Source organism: Mesorhizobium sp. P5_C1 (assembly GCF_054049815.1).
Genome location: NZ_JBFULQ010000106.1, coordinates 1 through 14,700 on the forward strand (window position 1 = coordinate 1; position 14,700 = coordinate 14,700).

Consider the following 14,700-nt stretch of genomic DNA (forward strand, 5'->3'; position numbering starts at 1 on the left):
CCGCATGGCCGGGCGTGGCTCGGCCGCCGGCCTGCTCGCCTATGGCAATGCCAACGAGATCGTCAAGGAGATGGCCTATGAGGTGCTGCCGGTGGTCAAGAAGACGCCGGTGCTGGCCGGCGTCAACGGCACCGACCCGTTCGTCATCATGCCGCTGCTTCTCGCCGAGCTGAAGACGATGGGCTTTTCCGGCGTGCAGAACTTTCCCACCATCGGCTTGTTCGACGGTCAGATGCGGCAAAGCTTCGAGGAGACCGGCATGGGTTTTGGGCTCGAGGTCGAGATGATCGCCGAGGCGCATAAGCTCGACCTGCTGACCACGCCCTATGTCTTCAACCCCGATGAGGCCCGCGCCATGACAAGGGCCGGTGCCGACATCGTCGTCGCCCATATGGGGGTGACGACCGGCGGCTCGATCGGCGCCACCTCGGCCAAGTCGCTCGACGACTGCGTTGTCGAGATCGATGCCATTGCCAACGCGGCCCGTTCGGTGCGCAAGGATGTCATCCTGCTTTGCCATGGCGGGCCGATCTCGATGCCGGATGACGCGCGCTATATCCTCGACCGCTGCAAGGGCCTGCACGGCTTCTATGGCGCAAGCTCGATGGAACGGCTGCCGGCGGAGGCCGCGATCGCCAAACAGACGGCTGATTTCAAGGCCGTCTCGCTTCATGACCAGAAGAAAAAGAAGGGATGATGAGAGATGACCGACAAGAGCAAGATGTTTGTCTACCCCAAGGACGTCAGCGCCTTCGGCTTCGACTGGGGCAGGCTGGCGTTGACGGTGGCCCCTGAAGTGAATGGCGCGACGCGCTTTTCCGGCGGAGTCGTCGACCTGCCCTCCGGCAAGGGCCACACACGCCACAACCATCCGGGCGCGGAGGAAATCATCTTCGTCATCTCAGGCAACGGCGAGCAGATGGTCGAGGACGAGAAGGGCAATCCGGTGGTCGAGAAGGTCGGCCCCGGCTGCACCATCTACGTGCCCGAAAGCCGCTTCCACTCGACGCTCAACACCGGCGATGGGCCAATGCAGCTTTTCGTCGTTTATTCACCAGCCGGGCCGGAACTGGTGCTGCGCGAGCTGCCGGATTTCAGGCTGCTGCCGCCGGGCGACAAATAGGTTTTCCGGACAGCACCTGCCATCCGCCTATGAAGCGCCACCCCTGTTCCATCCCCGGCCCCGGTCGCCGAACATCACATAGCCGGTGTCCGTCACCGCCAGTGTATCCTCCAGCTTGATGAACCCCCGCGTCGGGTGAAGCATGGTCGTCTCGACTGATAGCACCATGTTCTTTTCCAGCGGCTTGGCCGCGTAGGTGCCTTCATAGGTCACCGGATGGTTGGTCATCAGGAACGGCGCTTCGTGCGTGATCAGCCCCATGCCGTGGGCGAAGAAATCCGTATAGGCCGCGACCTTCGAGGCCTTCAGCACACCCTCGGCGTGCGAAATCATGTCGCCGCCAAGCGTGCCCGCCCTGACCTTGGAGAACGCCGCCTTTTGCACTGTCTCGACCTCGGCCAGCAGGTCTTCGAGTTCGGCATCCGGTTCGCCCAGAATGCCCATCCGGCAGAGGTCGCCGATATAGCCGTGATAGTTGCCGCCGGAATCGATCGACAGCACCTCGCCCTTCTTCCACGCCTGCGGTGAAGCGGCGCGGTTATGGCTGGAGCCCAGCGTCAGCAGGCAATATTCGAAATGCGCGCCGCGATTGGTCTCTTCGCGCCGAAGCTGCTCGATGATGTCGGTCTTGGTCGTGCCTTCGCCCGCCCAGGCGATTGTGGCCAGCATGGAATCGGTGATCAGTTCGGAAGCGGTGCGCAGCTTCTCCAGCTCTGCATCGGTCTTGATGGCGCGCATGCTCTCCAGCATGGCTGTCGCATCGATCAGCTTGGCGTCCGGCAATGCCTTGCGGATCAGCGTGTAGGCATCCGATGGCAGGAAGCTCGGCTCGATGCCGATGCGGGCGCCCGTTTTGCCGATCTTCCGCAGGTGCTCGACGGCGAGATTGGCAGCATCGAGCGTGCCCCAGCAGGCGGCGTGCAGGGTCGGTGTCCAGAACGGGTTGTTCTGGTGCTCGGCGCCTTCCATGCGGTTGCCGATATAGGCGGCATGATCGGGTCCGCCCTTCTCATAGATGACGACAGGCAAATAGCGGCTGTGGCCGATCGCATCCATGGCGGCGAAGAAGATGAACTTGTAGCCGCCCAGCAAATACTGCGTGTTGTGCTTGGAGGTCGCCAGCAGCACATCGATGCCTGCCTCCTCCATCAGCCGGTCGACCCTTGCCTGGTCGAACGGGATATTGCTGACGGCACTCTTGCCCTGAGCAATGTTCATCTCTCTCTCCCTGAATTGCCCGAGATCGCCGGCCGTTTGCTCCCGATCCCTTGGCTGTGGATCAAATCTGCACCATTTCGCTCGCTCTGGTCTAGCCAGAAACACGCGAAATGGCCTGCTTCAAACTCACCATATCGTTATGTCAGCGCATTCAACAGAATCTGGTCCTACCAGATCGATCGAATTGAACCGCTCCTCCAAACTGGTCCAGCGGACGAAAATTTCAAAGCCAAGCAAGGATGCGCCAATTCCGTCTCTGGCGAAACCCTCGGCAAGGCTCATAATCGCCACCGCAAGGACGCTGGCGGGCTCGCCGGCGTTCGAGGGGATTGGCGCACCCGGTTGGGTTGCGGAGAGGACGGAGTTCGATCATGTCAGGTTTCACGATTTCCAGACGCCAGATGCTTGCCAGCTCGGCAATGCTGCTGGCCTCCACCGCCATGCCGACATTCGGCTGGGCGCAGACGCCGAAGAAGGGTGGGCGCCTGGTGCTTGCCGCCGATTCCGAGCCGCGCAACCTCAACCCGGCGATCGTCGCCTCCAACGGCGTCTTCTTCATCTCCAGCAAGATCGTCGAAACGCTGGCTGAAGCCTCCTTCGACGGCAAGGACGGGCTTGCGCCGCGGCTGGCCTTGAGCTGGGAAGGCGCTGCCGACGGGCTCTCCGCCACGTTCAAACTGCGCGATGGCGTCAAATGGCATGACGGCAAGCCGTTCACCTCGGCCGATGTCGCCTTCTCGGCGTTGCAGGTATGGAAGCCTCTGCAGAATCTCGGCCGTACCGTGTTCAAGGATCTCGCCGCCGTCGACACGCCGGATGATCTCACCGCCGTGTTCAAATTCGCCAAGCCGACCCCGTTCCAGCTGATCCGCAACGCGCTGCCGGCACTGAGCAGCGTCGTGCCGAAGCACATCTACGAGGTGGGCAAGATCGAGGACAACCCGGCCAACAACGCGCCGATCGGCACCGGGCCGTTCAAATTCGGCGAATACAAGGCTGGCCAGTACTACCGGCTGACGAAGAACACGGATTACTGGGGCAAGGACGAGCCCTATCTCGACGAGATCATCTATCAGGTGCTGCCCGACCGCACGTCGGCGGCGAGTGCACTGGAAGCCGAAGAGATCCAGCTCGCCGCCTTTTCCGCCGTGCCGCTGGCTGACCTCGACCGCATCTCCAAGGTGCCGGGCCTCAAGGTGATCTCCAAGGGCTATGAGGGGTTGACCTATCAGCTCGTCGTCGAGATCAACCATCGCCGCAAGGAGCTGGCCGACCTCAAGGTGCGCCAGGCGATCGCGCATGCCATCGACAAGGATTTCGTCGTCAAGACGGTGTTCCTCGGCTATGCCGCCACCGCCACCGGTCCGGTGCCAAAGAACGATCCGCAATTCTACACCGCTGACGTGCCGACCTATGCCTTCGACGTCGCCAAGGCCAATGTGCTGCTCGACGAGGCCGGTTACAGACGAGGCGCCGACGGCAACCGCTTCTCGCTGAAGCTTTTGCCGGCGCCCTATTTCAACGAGACCAAGCAGTTCGGCGACTATCTGCGCCAGGCGCTCGCCGCCATCGGCATCGATGCCCAGCTGGTGAACAACGACTCGGCCGCGCACATCAAGGCCGTCTACACCGACCACGCCTTCGACCTCGCGGTCGGCCCGTCGGTGTTCCGCGGCGACCCGGCGATCTCGACCACCATCCTGGTGCAGAGCGGCATTCCAGACGGCGTGCCGTTCTCCAACCAGGGTGGCTACAAGAACGATGCGCTCGATGCCTTAATCGCCAAGGCATCCGAGACGCTCGACACAGCTGCCCGCACCGACCTCTACAAAGAATTCCAGAAACAGGTGGCCGCCGACCTGCCGCTGATCAACGTCGCCGAATGGAGCTTCATCAGCGTCGCGCGCGACACCGTCGGCAACATTGCCAACAACCCGCGCTGGGCGGTGTCGAACTGGGCGGACACCTATCTGGAATCGTGACACAGTCGCGCGGATGAAAGTTCGCGGTGAAATCGGTGTTGAAACACGGCCGAAGGCCGCGTTCCTTCACACCCCCCTCTGTCCTRCCGGACATCTCCCCCGCAAGGGGGGAGATYGGATGTCACCTCTGCTTTCGCCAATCTCCGATGTGGTCACGCAGAAAAAGAACCGCCGTCTGCGAAACCGCCGATCTCCCCCCTTGCGGGGGAGATGTCCGGYAGGACAGAGGGGGGTGCCTAGACACCGCACTTCTCTCAATCGGCACGGCGTCATGTCATCCCCATGACCCGCGCCCTCATTCTCCTCCGTCGTCGCCTGGTCGGCAGCATCTTCGTGCTGCTGATCGTCGTTGTCGGCACCTTCCTGCTGCTCGAAGCAGCGCCCGGCGATGCGGTCGACGCCTACATCGTCTCCACCGGCGGCGACGCCGGCATGATCGAACTCCTGCGTCATCGCTGGGGCCTCGATCAGTCGGAGCTGACACGGCTGGCCAACTATCTCTGGGCGCTCCTGCATCTCGATCTCGGCCAGTCGGTGACGTTCTCCCGGCCGATCCGCGACATGATCCTCGAGCGGTTGCCCACCACGCTGCTGCTGATGGTCAGCGCCACTGCGCTCTCTTTCGGGCTGGGTTCGGCGCTCGGCATCTACGCCGGCGCCAGACCCGGCAGCGTCCGCGACCGCTTGCTGTCGATCGGCTCGCTGGCGCTCTATGCCGTGCCTGGTTTCTGGCTCGGCCTGGTGCTGATCGTCGTCTTTGCCGTCGACCTGCGCTGGTTGCCGATCGGCGGCATCGAAACCCTGGCGTCGGACAAGACCGGCTTCGACCGTGTCGCCGACATCGCCATTCACCTCGTCCTGCCGGTTTCGGCGCTAGGCTTCATCTATCTGGCGCTCTATCTGCGCATGATGCGTGCCGGCATGGCAGAAGTCTGGCGGCAAGATTTTGTGCTGGCCGCCCGCGCCAAGGGGCTGTCCCGCCGCCGCATCGTCCTCGCCCACGTTGCCCGCAACGCACTCTTGCCACTGGTCACCATGCTCGGGCTGCAATCGGCGCAGATGCTCGGCGGCAGCGTGGTCATCGAGAGCGTCTTTTCCGTGCCCGGCCTCGGCCGGCTGGCGCAGGAAGCGGTGGCCGCGCGGGACACCCCGCTACTGCTCGGGATTATCCTCACCAGCGCCGTCCTGGTCATCGTCATCAACCTGCTCGTCGACATCGCCTATGCCTTTCTCGATCCGCGCGTCGGCGCCGGCGAGGCCGGCACATGAGCCCCGTCAGACGTTTTCTGCGCACACCCGAGGCTGTCGCCGACGCCATCCTCCTGGCGGCGCTGATTGCCATGGCGCTGTCGGCACCGCTGCTGTTTCCCGGAGACCCGCAAGCCATCGCCGGGCCGGCACTGCTGCCGCCATTTCAGGACTGGTCGCTGCCGCTCGGCACCGACCGGCTTGGCCGTGACGTGCTGGCCGAGCTGTTCCACGGCGCCCGCACCTCGCTCGCCGTCGGGCTGGCGGCAGCGGCGACAGCGCTCGCCATAGGCTCTGTGGTTGGCACGCTGGCCGGCTTTGCCGGTGGCCTCGTCGACGAGGTGCTGATGCGCATCACCGACGCTTTCCAGACCGTGCCTGGCTTCCTGCTGGCGCTGGCCTTCGTCAGCGTCGTTGGACCGTCGCTCGGCATCGTCGTGATTGCCATCGCGCTCGGCACATGGCCTGGCCCGGCACGTGTCGCCCGCGCCGAGGTCCTCTCCATTCGGGAGCGCGATTATGTTGCCGGTGCCAGGGTCATCGGCATGCATCCGCTGGCGATCGCTTTTCGCGAAGTTCTGCCCAACGCCTTGCCGCCGGTGCTGGCCATGTCCTCGGTGATCGTCGCCGCCGCAATCCTCACCGAGGCAGCCTTGTCCTTCCTTGGCCTGGGCGATCCCAACAGGGTGACCTGGGGCGGCATGATCGCCGAAGGCCGCGCCGTGCTGCGCACCGCGCCCTTCCTGTCGATCGTCCCGGGCATTGCACTGGTGCTGACGGTACTGGGTGTCTATCTCGCCGGTGAAGGCATCGTCGAAACGACAGCCGTAAGAAGAGGCCTGTCGTGACCGCACTGGCTTCGATCCGCGACCTGACGGTGACCTACCGCCGCGACGGCAACGAGGTCGCTGCGCTGAAGACCATCAACCTCGACATCGTCGCTGGCGAACGCCTGGCCATCATCGGCGAAAGCGGTTCGGGCAAGAGCACGCTGGCATTGGCGATTGCCGGCCTGATGCCGCAGTCTTCTCGAATTGAAGGCCGCATCGGCTGGCTCTTGCCATCGACGCCATCCTCTGGTGCCAAGGCACCCCTCGGCGGCCGCGACATCGGCTTCGTCTTCCAGGATCCGTCCGCCAGCCTCGATCCCGTCATGACTGTCGGCGAGCAGATCGCGGAAGTGGCGTACACCCATCTCGGCCTGACATGGCCGCAGGCGTACGCGAAGGCAAAGAGCCTGCTTGAACGCGTCCGCCTGCCGGACCCAGACTCGGCCCTACAGGCCTTCCCGCATCAACTCTCCGGCGGCCAGAAGCAGCGAGTGGCGATCGCCGCCGCGATTGCGGCGGGTCCGAAATTGCTGATCGCCGACGAGGCGACCAGCGCGCTCGACGCCATCGTGCAGGCCGAGATCGTCGCTTTGATCCGGCGGCTGGTGACAGAGGACGGCATGACGCTGCTGTTCATCAGCCACGACATCGCGCTAGCGGCCGAGCTTGCCGAACGGATTGCCGTGTTCCGTCATGGTGAACTGCTCGAGCTCGGAATGACGGCACAGATCGTTGGTGCGCCAACCCAAGCCTATACTCGCATGCTGCTCGATGCCCATATCGGCCTCGACGCCGCGCCGCTGCTCAACCGAGCCGGGCTCGACGCATGAGCTTGCTCACGGTTTCCAACCTCACCAAGAGCTACCGTCGCGGCGGCAAGACCATTGCCGCCGTCGACGATGTCTCCTTTCACATCGACCCCGGCGAAACGCTGGCGCTGGCAGGACCGTCCGGCAGCGGCAAGTCGACGATCGCGCGGCTGGTGCTGCGGCTGATCGAACCGGATGCAGGCCGTATCGAATTCGAAGGCAATGATTTCCTGGCTTTGAGTGGCGCAGCACTCCGGGTGCGACGCGCCCGCCTGCAGATGGTGTTCCAGGACCCGCTTGCCGCCTTCAACCCGCGCGCCACGGTGGCGCGTGTGCTCGACGACCCCTTGCGCATCCATGGCATCGCCGCTCGCGCCGAGCGCCCGCGCCGCATCGCCGCCTTGCTGGAGCGCGTCGGGCTGACCGCTGATGTCGCCCCGCGCGCCATCCATGAAATCTCCGGCGGCCAGCGCCAGCGCGTCGCCATCGCTCGCGCCATCGCGACTAAGCCGTCGCTGATCGTGCTGGACGAGGCAGTGTCGGCGCTGGACGTCTCGGTGCGTGGGCAGATCCTCGAATTGCTGCTCGACCTGCAACGCCAGGAACGGATCGCCTATGTCTTCATTTCACATGATCTCGGCGTCGTCCGGGCGATCGCCCACCGTGTTGTCCTCCTCGAAGCCGGCCAAATTGCCGAGTGCGGCGATGCCCGGACCGTCATCGACGCGCCGCAATCTAGCATCGGCAAGGCACTGGTGGCGGCCGCGCCAAGATTGAACAGGACCCGACCATGACCCCGAACCGAAGGACGGCGCCGGTGAAAACCGAAATCCGGTTTTCGGGACAAGACAATGGTCGAACAACAGACCAGGACGCAACATGACCGACCCCGAAGCCAGAGCCGAAAGACTGTCGCGCGAACTCGATTCCGCCTTTCGCAACCGCGCCGATCTTTATCGTCTGTTCCTCGAAGAACTGACTGGAGAGCTTGGCGCAGAACGAGCCGAAGCGATCATGATCCGCGCCATCGAACAGCGCGGCAAGGAAGTGGCTGCAGCCGCCTTCGCCAGCTTCGGCGCCAACGATGCACGCGCGATCGGCGAAGCCTTCCTGGCCATCAGCCCTGACGGCGGCCGCATGTATCCGACCGATGTCGAACGCAGCGATAACCGCATCGCCTTCAAGGTCAGACGCTGCCCGCTGAAGGACGCCTGGGTCGAGGCCGGGCTCGGTGACGAGAAACTTGCCACGCTCTGCCGTATTGCCGGCGCCTTCGACCGCGGCCTGTTCGAGGCGACTGGTGTGCGTTTCGACAACGTCACCTGGACGCCGGGCCACGGCTCCGGCTGCTGCCACATCGCGCTGACCAACAGGGCGGGCGATCAGGAGGCAGACGATGCTCGACGCGCCTCATCGAACTGAAGGACGTCGGCAACGCCGACGCTGTTCGAAAGAAGCCTGACAAGATCGGCCGGGCTTGGTTGAACCTTCGTTCGATCAGTAGCCGACGGTGAAGCGCTGCCTGACGTGGGCCGGGTTCTCGATCTCGTCGACCATGACGATGGCGTAGTCCTCGAACGAAATGCTGCTGCCCTTGTCCGAAGCAAGAAGCGTGTCCTTGCCGAGGCGGAATTGGCCGGTGCGCTCGCCGGGAATGAACATGGCGGACGGCGACAGGAACGTCCAGTCGAGGTCACCGACGGTCTTCAGCCTGTCCAGGAAGTCCGCGCCCTTCTGCGCTTCAGCCTTGTAGATCGCCGGGAATTCCGGTGTATCGACCAGACGCTTGCCGGGTGCGACTTCGAGACTGCCGGCACCGCCGACAATGAGATAGCGCTTCACGCCGGAGGCGCGCACGGCAGCGATCAGCGCGTCGGCATCACTGTCCAGAAAATGCACGGCGCTGATCACCACATCATGGCCGCGGATCARGTTAGCGAGGCCTTCCTTGTCGAAGACATCGCCCTTCCTGGCTGTCACGCCCGGCAGCGCCGCGATCCTTTCCGGGTTACGGGCAATGCCGGTGACCGTGTGGCCGCGATCGGAGAGTTCCCTGAGAAGGCGCGAACCGACAGCGCCTGATGCGCCGATGAGAGCGACTTTTGCCATGTCTTTTCCGTTTCCTTGTTGGAGATTGCTGGTGGATGGATCACGCCGCGATGTGGGCGACGAGGTTGTCGAAGCTGCCGAACAATGCATTCGATCCGATGAGTCGGGGCGCGTCGTTGCGCATGACCGCCAGAGCGGGCACGCCATCGGCATGCAGGCGCTGGAACAGCGCGCGGCCACGGCCGACCAACTCGCGGTGGGCCGTCATCAGCTCTTCCGTCGGCGCCTTCAGCAGGTCGCCGGCGCTCTTCATGCCGGCGGCGGCGAGCACCTGGGCAACGCCGTCGATCGTCACGATATCGCGGCCGTCGACATAGCGCGCGCGCTGGATCGTCTTCAGCGCGAAAAGCCGGCGGCTGGGATCTTCCAGGCCGGCAGCACTGATGCCGAGTGTGGCGGCGTGGGAGTCCAGCAAGGTGCCGCGGACATTGAGGACGTTGCGTTGATAGGCCTGCGTGAACTTCTGTCCGGTGAGCCGCTCGATGCGCTGATCGTTCGCCCAGGCGTGGGCGGCAAAACCTTCATCCATCGGACGCGCGCCGGCACCCGAGAACAAGCCGGTCGGCAGCAGCTCGACGCACACGCCGCCGGCCGACAGCCTGTCCAGCATCGGGGTGGCGCCATAGCACCAGCCGCAGAGCGGATCGAAGAGGTAGGTCACTTCTGAATTGCTCAAGATCGCTGCCATCCTTGGTGCGGAAATGCCGGCCACCGACCGGTCGAATGTGTTGGCGCATCCATGACAGGCGACAGCCTTGCGATAAACAGCGTCCAATAATACAAACTGTCTGATCTGATCAGACAAAAAGGCTGTCGCTTTGGCCGAACTTCTGAACCTCAATCGGCTCGCCTACTTCACCACGGTGATGGAAACCGGCTCGTTCACCGCAGCGGCTGACCGGCTTGGTGTAGCCAAGGCCGTCGTCAGTCACCAGATCGGCAAGCTCGAGGAGGAACTGGGCGCAACGCTGCTTCAGCGCACCACACGGCGCGTCACGCCAACCGAAGAAGGTCGCCTCTTTTATGATCGCGCGATGATCATCCTGCGGGAGGCAGAGGCGGCCTATGGCGAAATTTCGCACGGAGCGGTCGAGCCGAGCGGGACGCTGAGGCTAACCGCGCCGCTCGACTACGGCACCAAGATCGTGGCCCCGGTCATGGCCGCCTATCTGAAGACCTATCCGCATATGCGCGTCGAGGCGATCTTCGATGACGCGGTGAGCAATCTGGTGGACGAGCAGATCGATCTCGGCATCCGCGTCGGCTGGCTCGCCGATTCCTCCAACCAGGCGCGCCGCCTGGGCACGATACGGCAGACCGTGGTGGCGAACCCCGCCTTCGCGGCAAGCCTGCCGCCCGACGTCAGCCCGCGCCAGGCAAGATCGCTGGCCTGGGTCGGCAACGCCCAGCTGCGCGGCATCGGCCAATGGCTGTTTTCCAGGGATGGTGAAACGGTTTTGACCGAACTCAATCCGATCATCATGTGCGACAAGAGCCCCGCCGCCCTTGCCTGCGTGCTCGCCGGCATCGGACTGGGCGTATTTCCCGACTACAGCGTCAGCGATGATATCGCCGAGGGACGGCTGGTGCCGGTGTTTACCGACTGGAGCTTACCCACCGGCGGCATCCATGCCGTCTTTCCGCCGGCCCGGTTCCGGCCCGCCAAGGTGCGCGCCTTCGTCGACTTGCTCGCGGCGGCCGAGAAAAACCGATCGCGCGGCCGCACCATGGCGTGACGCCTATTCGGCGACCTGTTGCAGGACGCTGCAACAGATGGGCAATTTCCGCCGCATGGAAACGTCAGAGACAACTTACATTGATGGGAGAATCGACGGCGAGGCGTCCCAAACGCGCAACGCCCGCCGGCTTTTGGCCAGGCGGGCGTTTGGTTGCTGGAACGGGCTTTGTCTTATTTGTCCTGCTGCGTCGGCTTGGTTCCTTGCGGGCCCTGAGGGGTTCGAATCCATGGCCACGGTCGGCCAGATACAAAAACAGCCCGGGCTTGGCCGGGCTGTCTTAATTTGGTTGCGGGGACAGGATTTGAACCTGTGACCTTCAGGTTATGAGYCTGACGAGCTACCGGGCTGCTCCACCCCGCGTCAACTAGAAGTAAGCGCAAGCCTACGATAGGGATGGCCTACAGATAGGTAGATGCCTCACCAAATGAAAGGGCCGCTTACGCGGCCCGTGATCCCGTTGGCGGGCCTGTTCATAAAGAGAAGATTTCTCTGCATCCGATTTGGATGTGAGATCAACGTGCGTTTGGCAGACCTGGCAGCGACCTACTCTCCCGCGTCTTGAGACGAAGTACCATCAGCGCTGGAGCGTTTCACGGCCGAGTTCGGAATGGGATCGGGTGYAGCCGCTCCGCCATAACCACCAGGTCGGCAAAACGCACGTTGTTTCGAGAAGCTTTTGAGCGAATAGCTATTAGTGAGTAGCCAATAGGGATTACCTATTTTTTGGCCGTCTCGGAGCTGTTCGCTGGTCTTTTTTGTGCCTGGCTGTTCTTGGGGTCTGGCCCTTCGAAGCGAAGCTTCGCAAGGTCGACCGACCGTCGGCGCCGATGCGCCGCACCCACGTAGCGCCGCCCGCAGGGCGGAACAAGCGTGAGTAAGAACAAACCATCTGACTTCTGGCGACAATCCTTTGGATTGCGCCGAGATGGGCATAAGGAATGAGAACGATCAAGCCGATCGAACTATTAGTACCGGTAAGCTTCAAGCGTTGCCGCTCTTCCACACCCGGCCTATCAACGTGGTCGTCTTCCACGGTTCTCAGGGAATACTCGTTTTAAGGTGGGTTTCCCGCTTAGATGCCTTCAGCGGTTATCCCGTCCGGATATAGCTACCCTGCTATGCGGCTGGCGCCACAACAGGTCCACCAGAGATCCGTCCATCCCGGTCCTCTCGTACTAGGGACAGATCCTTTCAATATTCCTACACCCACGGCAGATAGGGACCGAACTGTCTCACGACGTTCTRAACCCARCTCRCGTACCRCTTTAAATGGCGAACAGCCATACCCTTGGGACCTGCTCCAGCCCCAGGATGCGATGAGTCGACATCGAGGTGCCAAACAACCCCGTCGATATGGACTCTTGGGGGTCATCAGCCTGTTATCCCCGGCGTACCTTTTATTCGTTGAGCGATGGCCCTTCCACGCGGGACCACCGGATCACTATGACCGACTTTCGTCTCTGCTCGACTTGTCAGTCTCGCAGTCAGGCAGGCTTATGCCATTGCACTCAGCGAACGATTTCCGACCGTTCTGAGCCCACCATCGCGCGCCTCCGTTACTCTTTAGGAGGCGACCGCCCCAGTCAAACTACCCACCATACATTGTCCCGGACCCGGATAACGGGCCGCGGTTAGACATCCATAGTAATAAGGGTGGTATTTCAAGGGTGGCTCCACCTGAGCTGGCGCCCAGGTTTCAAAGCCTACCACCTATCCTACACATGCCACTACGAATGCCAATGTAAAGCTATAGTAAAGGTGCACGGGGTCTTTCCGTCTAACCGCAGGAACCCCGCATCTTCACGGGGAATTCAATTTCACTGAGTCTATGCTGGAGACAGCGGGGAAGTCGTTACGCCATTCGTGCAGGTCGGAACTTACCCGACAAGGAATTTCGCTACCTTAGGACCGTTATAGTTACGGCCGCCGTTTACTGGGGCTTCGATTCAGAGCTTGCACCCCTCCTCTTAACCTTCCAGCACCGGGCAGGCGTCAGACCCTATACGTCGTCTTGCGACTTCGCAGAGCCCTGTGTTTTTGATAAACAGTCGCTACCCCCTGGTCTGTGCCACCCTCCTCCACTTGCGTGGAAAAGGGTCACGCTTCTTCCGAAGTTACGCGTGCAATTTGCCGAGTTCCTTCAGCATAGTTCTCTCAAGCGCCTTGGTATACTCTACCAGACCACCAGTGTCGGTTTCGGGTACGGTTTATAAGGAGGAGCTATTTCCTGGAACCACGCAGCAGCCCGTTCAATCCGATAAGATTGGACTACCTCAATGATCCGTCACTACCTCCAAGCCCACGAATATTAACGTGGTTCCCATCGACTACGCGTTTCCGCCTCGTCTTAGGGGCCGGCTAACCCTGCTCAGATTAGCTTTAAGCAGGAACCCTTGGTCTTTCGGCGGGGGAGTCTCTCACTCCCCTTACGYTACTCATGTCAGCATTCGCACTTCTGATACCTCCACCACCCCTCACGGGTATGGCTTCATCAGCTTACAGAACGCTCCGCTACCGCTCGTGATTGCTCACGAACCCTAAGCTTCGGTGTATGGCTTTAGCCCCGTTACATTTTCGGCGCAAAGACCCTTATTTAGACCAGTGAGCTGTTACGCTTTCTTTAAATGATGGCTGCTTCTAAGCCAACATCCTGGTTGTTTTGGGATCCTCACATCCTTTCCCACTTAGCCATAACTTGGGGACCTTAGCTGTAGGTCAGGGTTGTTTCCCTTTTCACGACGGACGTTAGCACCCGCCGTGTGTCTGCCGACTAGTACTCCCAGGTATTCGGAGTTTGGTTAGGTTTGGTAATCCGGTGAGGACCCCTAGCCCATCCAGTGCTCTACCCCCTGGGGTATTCGGTCGACGCTCTACCTAAATAGATTTCGCGGAGAACCAGCTATTTCCGAGTTTGATTGGCCTTTCACCCCTAGCCACAAGTCATCCCGAACTATTGCAACAGTTATGGGTTCGGTCCTCCAGTAAGTGTTACCTTACCTTCAACCTGCTCATGGCTAGATCACTCGGTTTCGGGTCTAATGCGACGAACTGAACGCCCTGTTCAGACTCGCTTTCGCTGCGCCTACACCTAGCGGTTTAAGCTTGCTCGTCACACTAAGTCGCTGACCCATTATACAAAAGGTACGTGGTCACCCAGGACGAACCTTGGGCTTCCACTGTTTGTAGGCAATCGGTTTCAGGTACTCTTTCACTCCCCTTGTCGGGGTGCTTTTCACCTTTCCCTCACGGTACTAGTTCGCTATCGGTCATGCACGAGTACTTAGGCTTGGAGGGTGGTCCCCCCAATTTCAGACAGGATTTCACGTGTCCCGCCTTACTCGAGGACGATGATTTGCATTACGCGTACGGGACTGTCACCCACTATGGCCCTACTTTCCAGAAGGTTCCGCTTGTCTCATCATCGCCACTGGCCTGGTCCGGGTTCGCTCGCCGCTACTTCCGGAGTCTCGGTTGATGTCCTTTCCTACGGGTACTTAGATGTTTCAGTTCCCCGCGTTCGCCACTTTACCCCTATGTATTCAGGGTAAGTTACCTATTATCGATACTTGGAAACCACAGCAGCATCAGCGTAATCTCGAAGAGATTGTCGCTCCAACGCGCCCCCAAAGGGATCGCGCCGGC

Annotated in this window: 12 protein-coding genes, 1 tRNA gene and 2 rRNA genes; 9 read left to right on the forward strand and 6 right to left on the reverse strand. The window is 61.6% G+C overall.

Going from position 1 to position 14,700, the window contains the following annotated elements; genetic code table 11:
- On the forward strand, positions 1–697 hold a 697-nt coding region (locus tag ACXJ7R_RS11510), incomplete at its 5' end, for a phosphoenolpyruvate hydrolase family protein (protein WP_457151940.1).
- Between the two features lie 6 nt (positions 698–703).
- The gene (locus ACXJ7R_RS11515) at positions 704–1,123 is read left to right on the forward strand and encodes a cupin domain-containing protein (RefSeq protein ID WP_457151941.1); all 420 of its coding nucleotides are present in this window, start codon (positions 704–706) and stop codon (positions 1,121–1,123) included.
- Between the two features lie 27 nt (positions 1,124–1,150).
- Here ACXJ7R_RS11515 and ACXJ7R_RS11520 read toward each other — a convergent pair whose 3' ends face one another.
- Positions 1,151–2,341, reverse strand: coding sequence for a M24 family metallopeptidase (locus tag ACXJ7R_RS11520; RefSeq protein WP_457151942.1), 1,191 nt, complete (start codon positions 2,339–2,341; stop codon positions 1,151–1,153).
- A gap of 371 nt (positions 2,342–2,712) precedes the next feature.
- Here ACXJ7R_RS11520 and ACXJ7R_RS11525 point away from each other — a divergent pair, with 371 nt between their 5' ends.
- The 6 genes from ACXJ7R_RS11525 to ACXJ7R_RS11550 all read left to right on the forward strand — a co-directional run bounded on the left by ACXJ7R_RS11525 (position 2,713) and on the right by ACXJ7R_RS11550 (position 8,632).
- The gene (locus ACXJ7R_RS11525; RefSeq protein WP_457151943.1) at positions 2,713–4,323 is read left to right on the forward strand and encodes an ABC transporter substrate-binding protein; all 1,611 of its coding nucleotides are present in this window, start codon (positions 2,713–2,715) and stop codon (positions 4,321–4,323) included.
- Positions 4,324–4,605: 282 nt separating this feature from the next.
- Entirely contained in the window at positions 4,606–5,592 is a 987-nt protein-coding gene (locus tag ACXJ7R_RS11530) for an ABC transporter permease (RefSeq protein WP_457151944.1), read from the forward strand.
- Positions 5,589–6,419 carry an ABC transporter permease gene (locus ACXJ7R_RS11535; RefSeq protein ID WP_457151945.1) on the forward strand — a complete coding sequence of 277 codons (831 nt, stop codon included), beginning with the start codon at positions 5,589–5,591 and terminating at the stop codon, positions 6,417–6,419. The genes ACXJ7R_RS11530 and ACXJ7R_RS11535 overlap by 4 nt, the downstream gene beginning before the upstream one ends.
- Positions 6,416–7,231, forward strand: a complete 816-nt coding sequence (locus ACXJ7R_RS11540) for an ABC transporter ATP-binding protein (protein WP_457151946.1) — start codon at positions 6,416–6,418, stop codon at positions 7,229–7,231. The genes ACXJ7R_RS11535 and ACXJ7R_RS11540 overlap by 4 nt, the downstream gene beginning before the upstream one ends.
- Positions 7,228–8,004, forward strand: a complete 777-nt coding sequence (locus ACXJ7R_RS11545) for an ATP-binding cassette domain-containing protein (RefSeq protein ID WP_457151947.1) — start codon at positions 7,228–7,230, stop codon at positions 8,002–8,004. The genes ACXJ7R_RS11540 and ACXJ7R_RS11545 overlap by 4 nt, the downstream gene beginning before the upstream one ends.
- Before the next feature lie 85 nt (positions 8,005–8,089).
- Positions 8,090–8,632, forward strand: coding sequence for an L-2-amino-thiazoline-4-carboxylic acid hydrolase (locus ACXJ7R_RS11550; RefSeq protein ID WP_457151948.1), 543 nt, complete (start codon positions 8,090–8,092; stop codon positions 8,630–8,632).
- 75 nt (positions 8,633–8,707) lie between these two features.
- On the opposite strand, the gene ACXJ7R_RS11555 is transcribed toward ACXJ7R_RS11550, so the two are convergent.
- Positions 8,708–9,319: an NAD(P)-dependent oxidoreductase gene (locus tag ACXJ7R_RS11555; protein ID WP_457151949.1), complete on the reverse strand. Its 612-nt coding sequence runs from the start codon at positions 9,317–9,319 to the stop codon at positions 8,708–8,710.
- Between the two features lie 40 nt (positions 9,320–9,359).
- Positions 9,360–9,995 (reverse strand): DsbA family protein, encoded by a 636-nt coding sequence (locus ACXJ7R_RS11560; RefSeq protein WP_457151950.1) that lies wholly within the window; start codon positions 9,993–9,995, stop codon positions 9,360–9,362.
- A 142-nt stretch (positions 9,996–10,137) separates the two neighbouring features.
- Here ACXJ7R_RS11560 and ACXJ7R_RS11565 point away from each other — a divergent pair, with 142 nt between their 5' ends.
- Positions 10,138–11,055: a LysR family transcriptional regulator gene (locus ACXJ7R_RS11565; protein ID WP_457151951.1), complete on the forward strand. Its 918-nt coding sequence runs from the start codon at positions 10,138–10,140 to the stop codon at positions 11,053–11,055.
- Positions 11,056–11,341: 286 nt separating this feature from the next.
- Here ACXJ7R_RS11565 and ACXJ7R_RS11570 read toward each other — a convergent pair.
- From ACXJ7R_RS11570 to ACXJ7R_RS11580, 3 genes are all read right to left on the reverse strand, one after another.
- Positions 11,342–11,418, reverse strand: a tRNA-Met gene (locus ACXJ7R_RS11570).
- Positions 11,419–11,588: 170 nt separating this feature from the next.
- Positions 11,589–11,703 (reverse strand): 5S ribosomal RNA (rrf, locus tag ACXJ7R_RS11575).
- Positions 11,704–12,002: 299 nt separating this feature from the next.
- Positions 12,003–14,700 (reverse strand): 23S ribosomal RNA (locus tag ACXJ7R_RS11580); the annotation flags it as partial.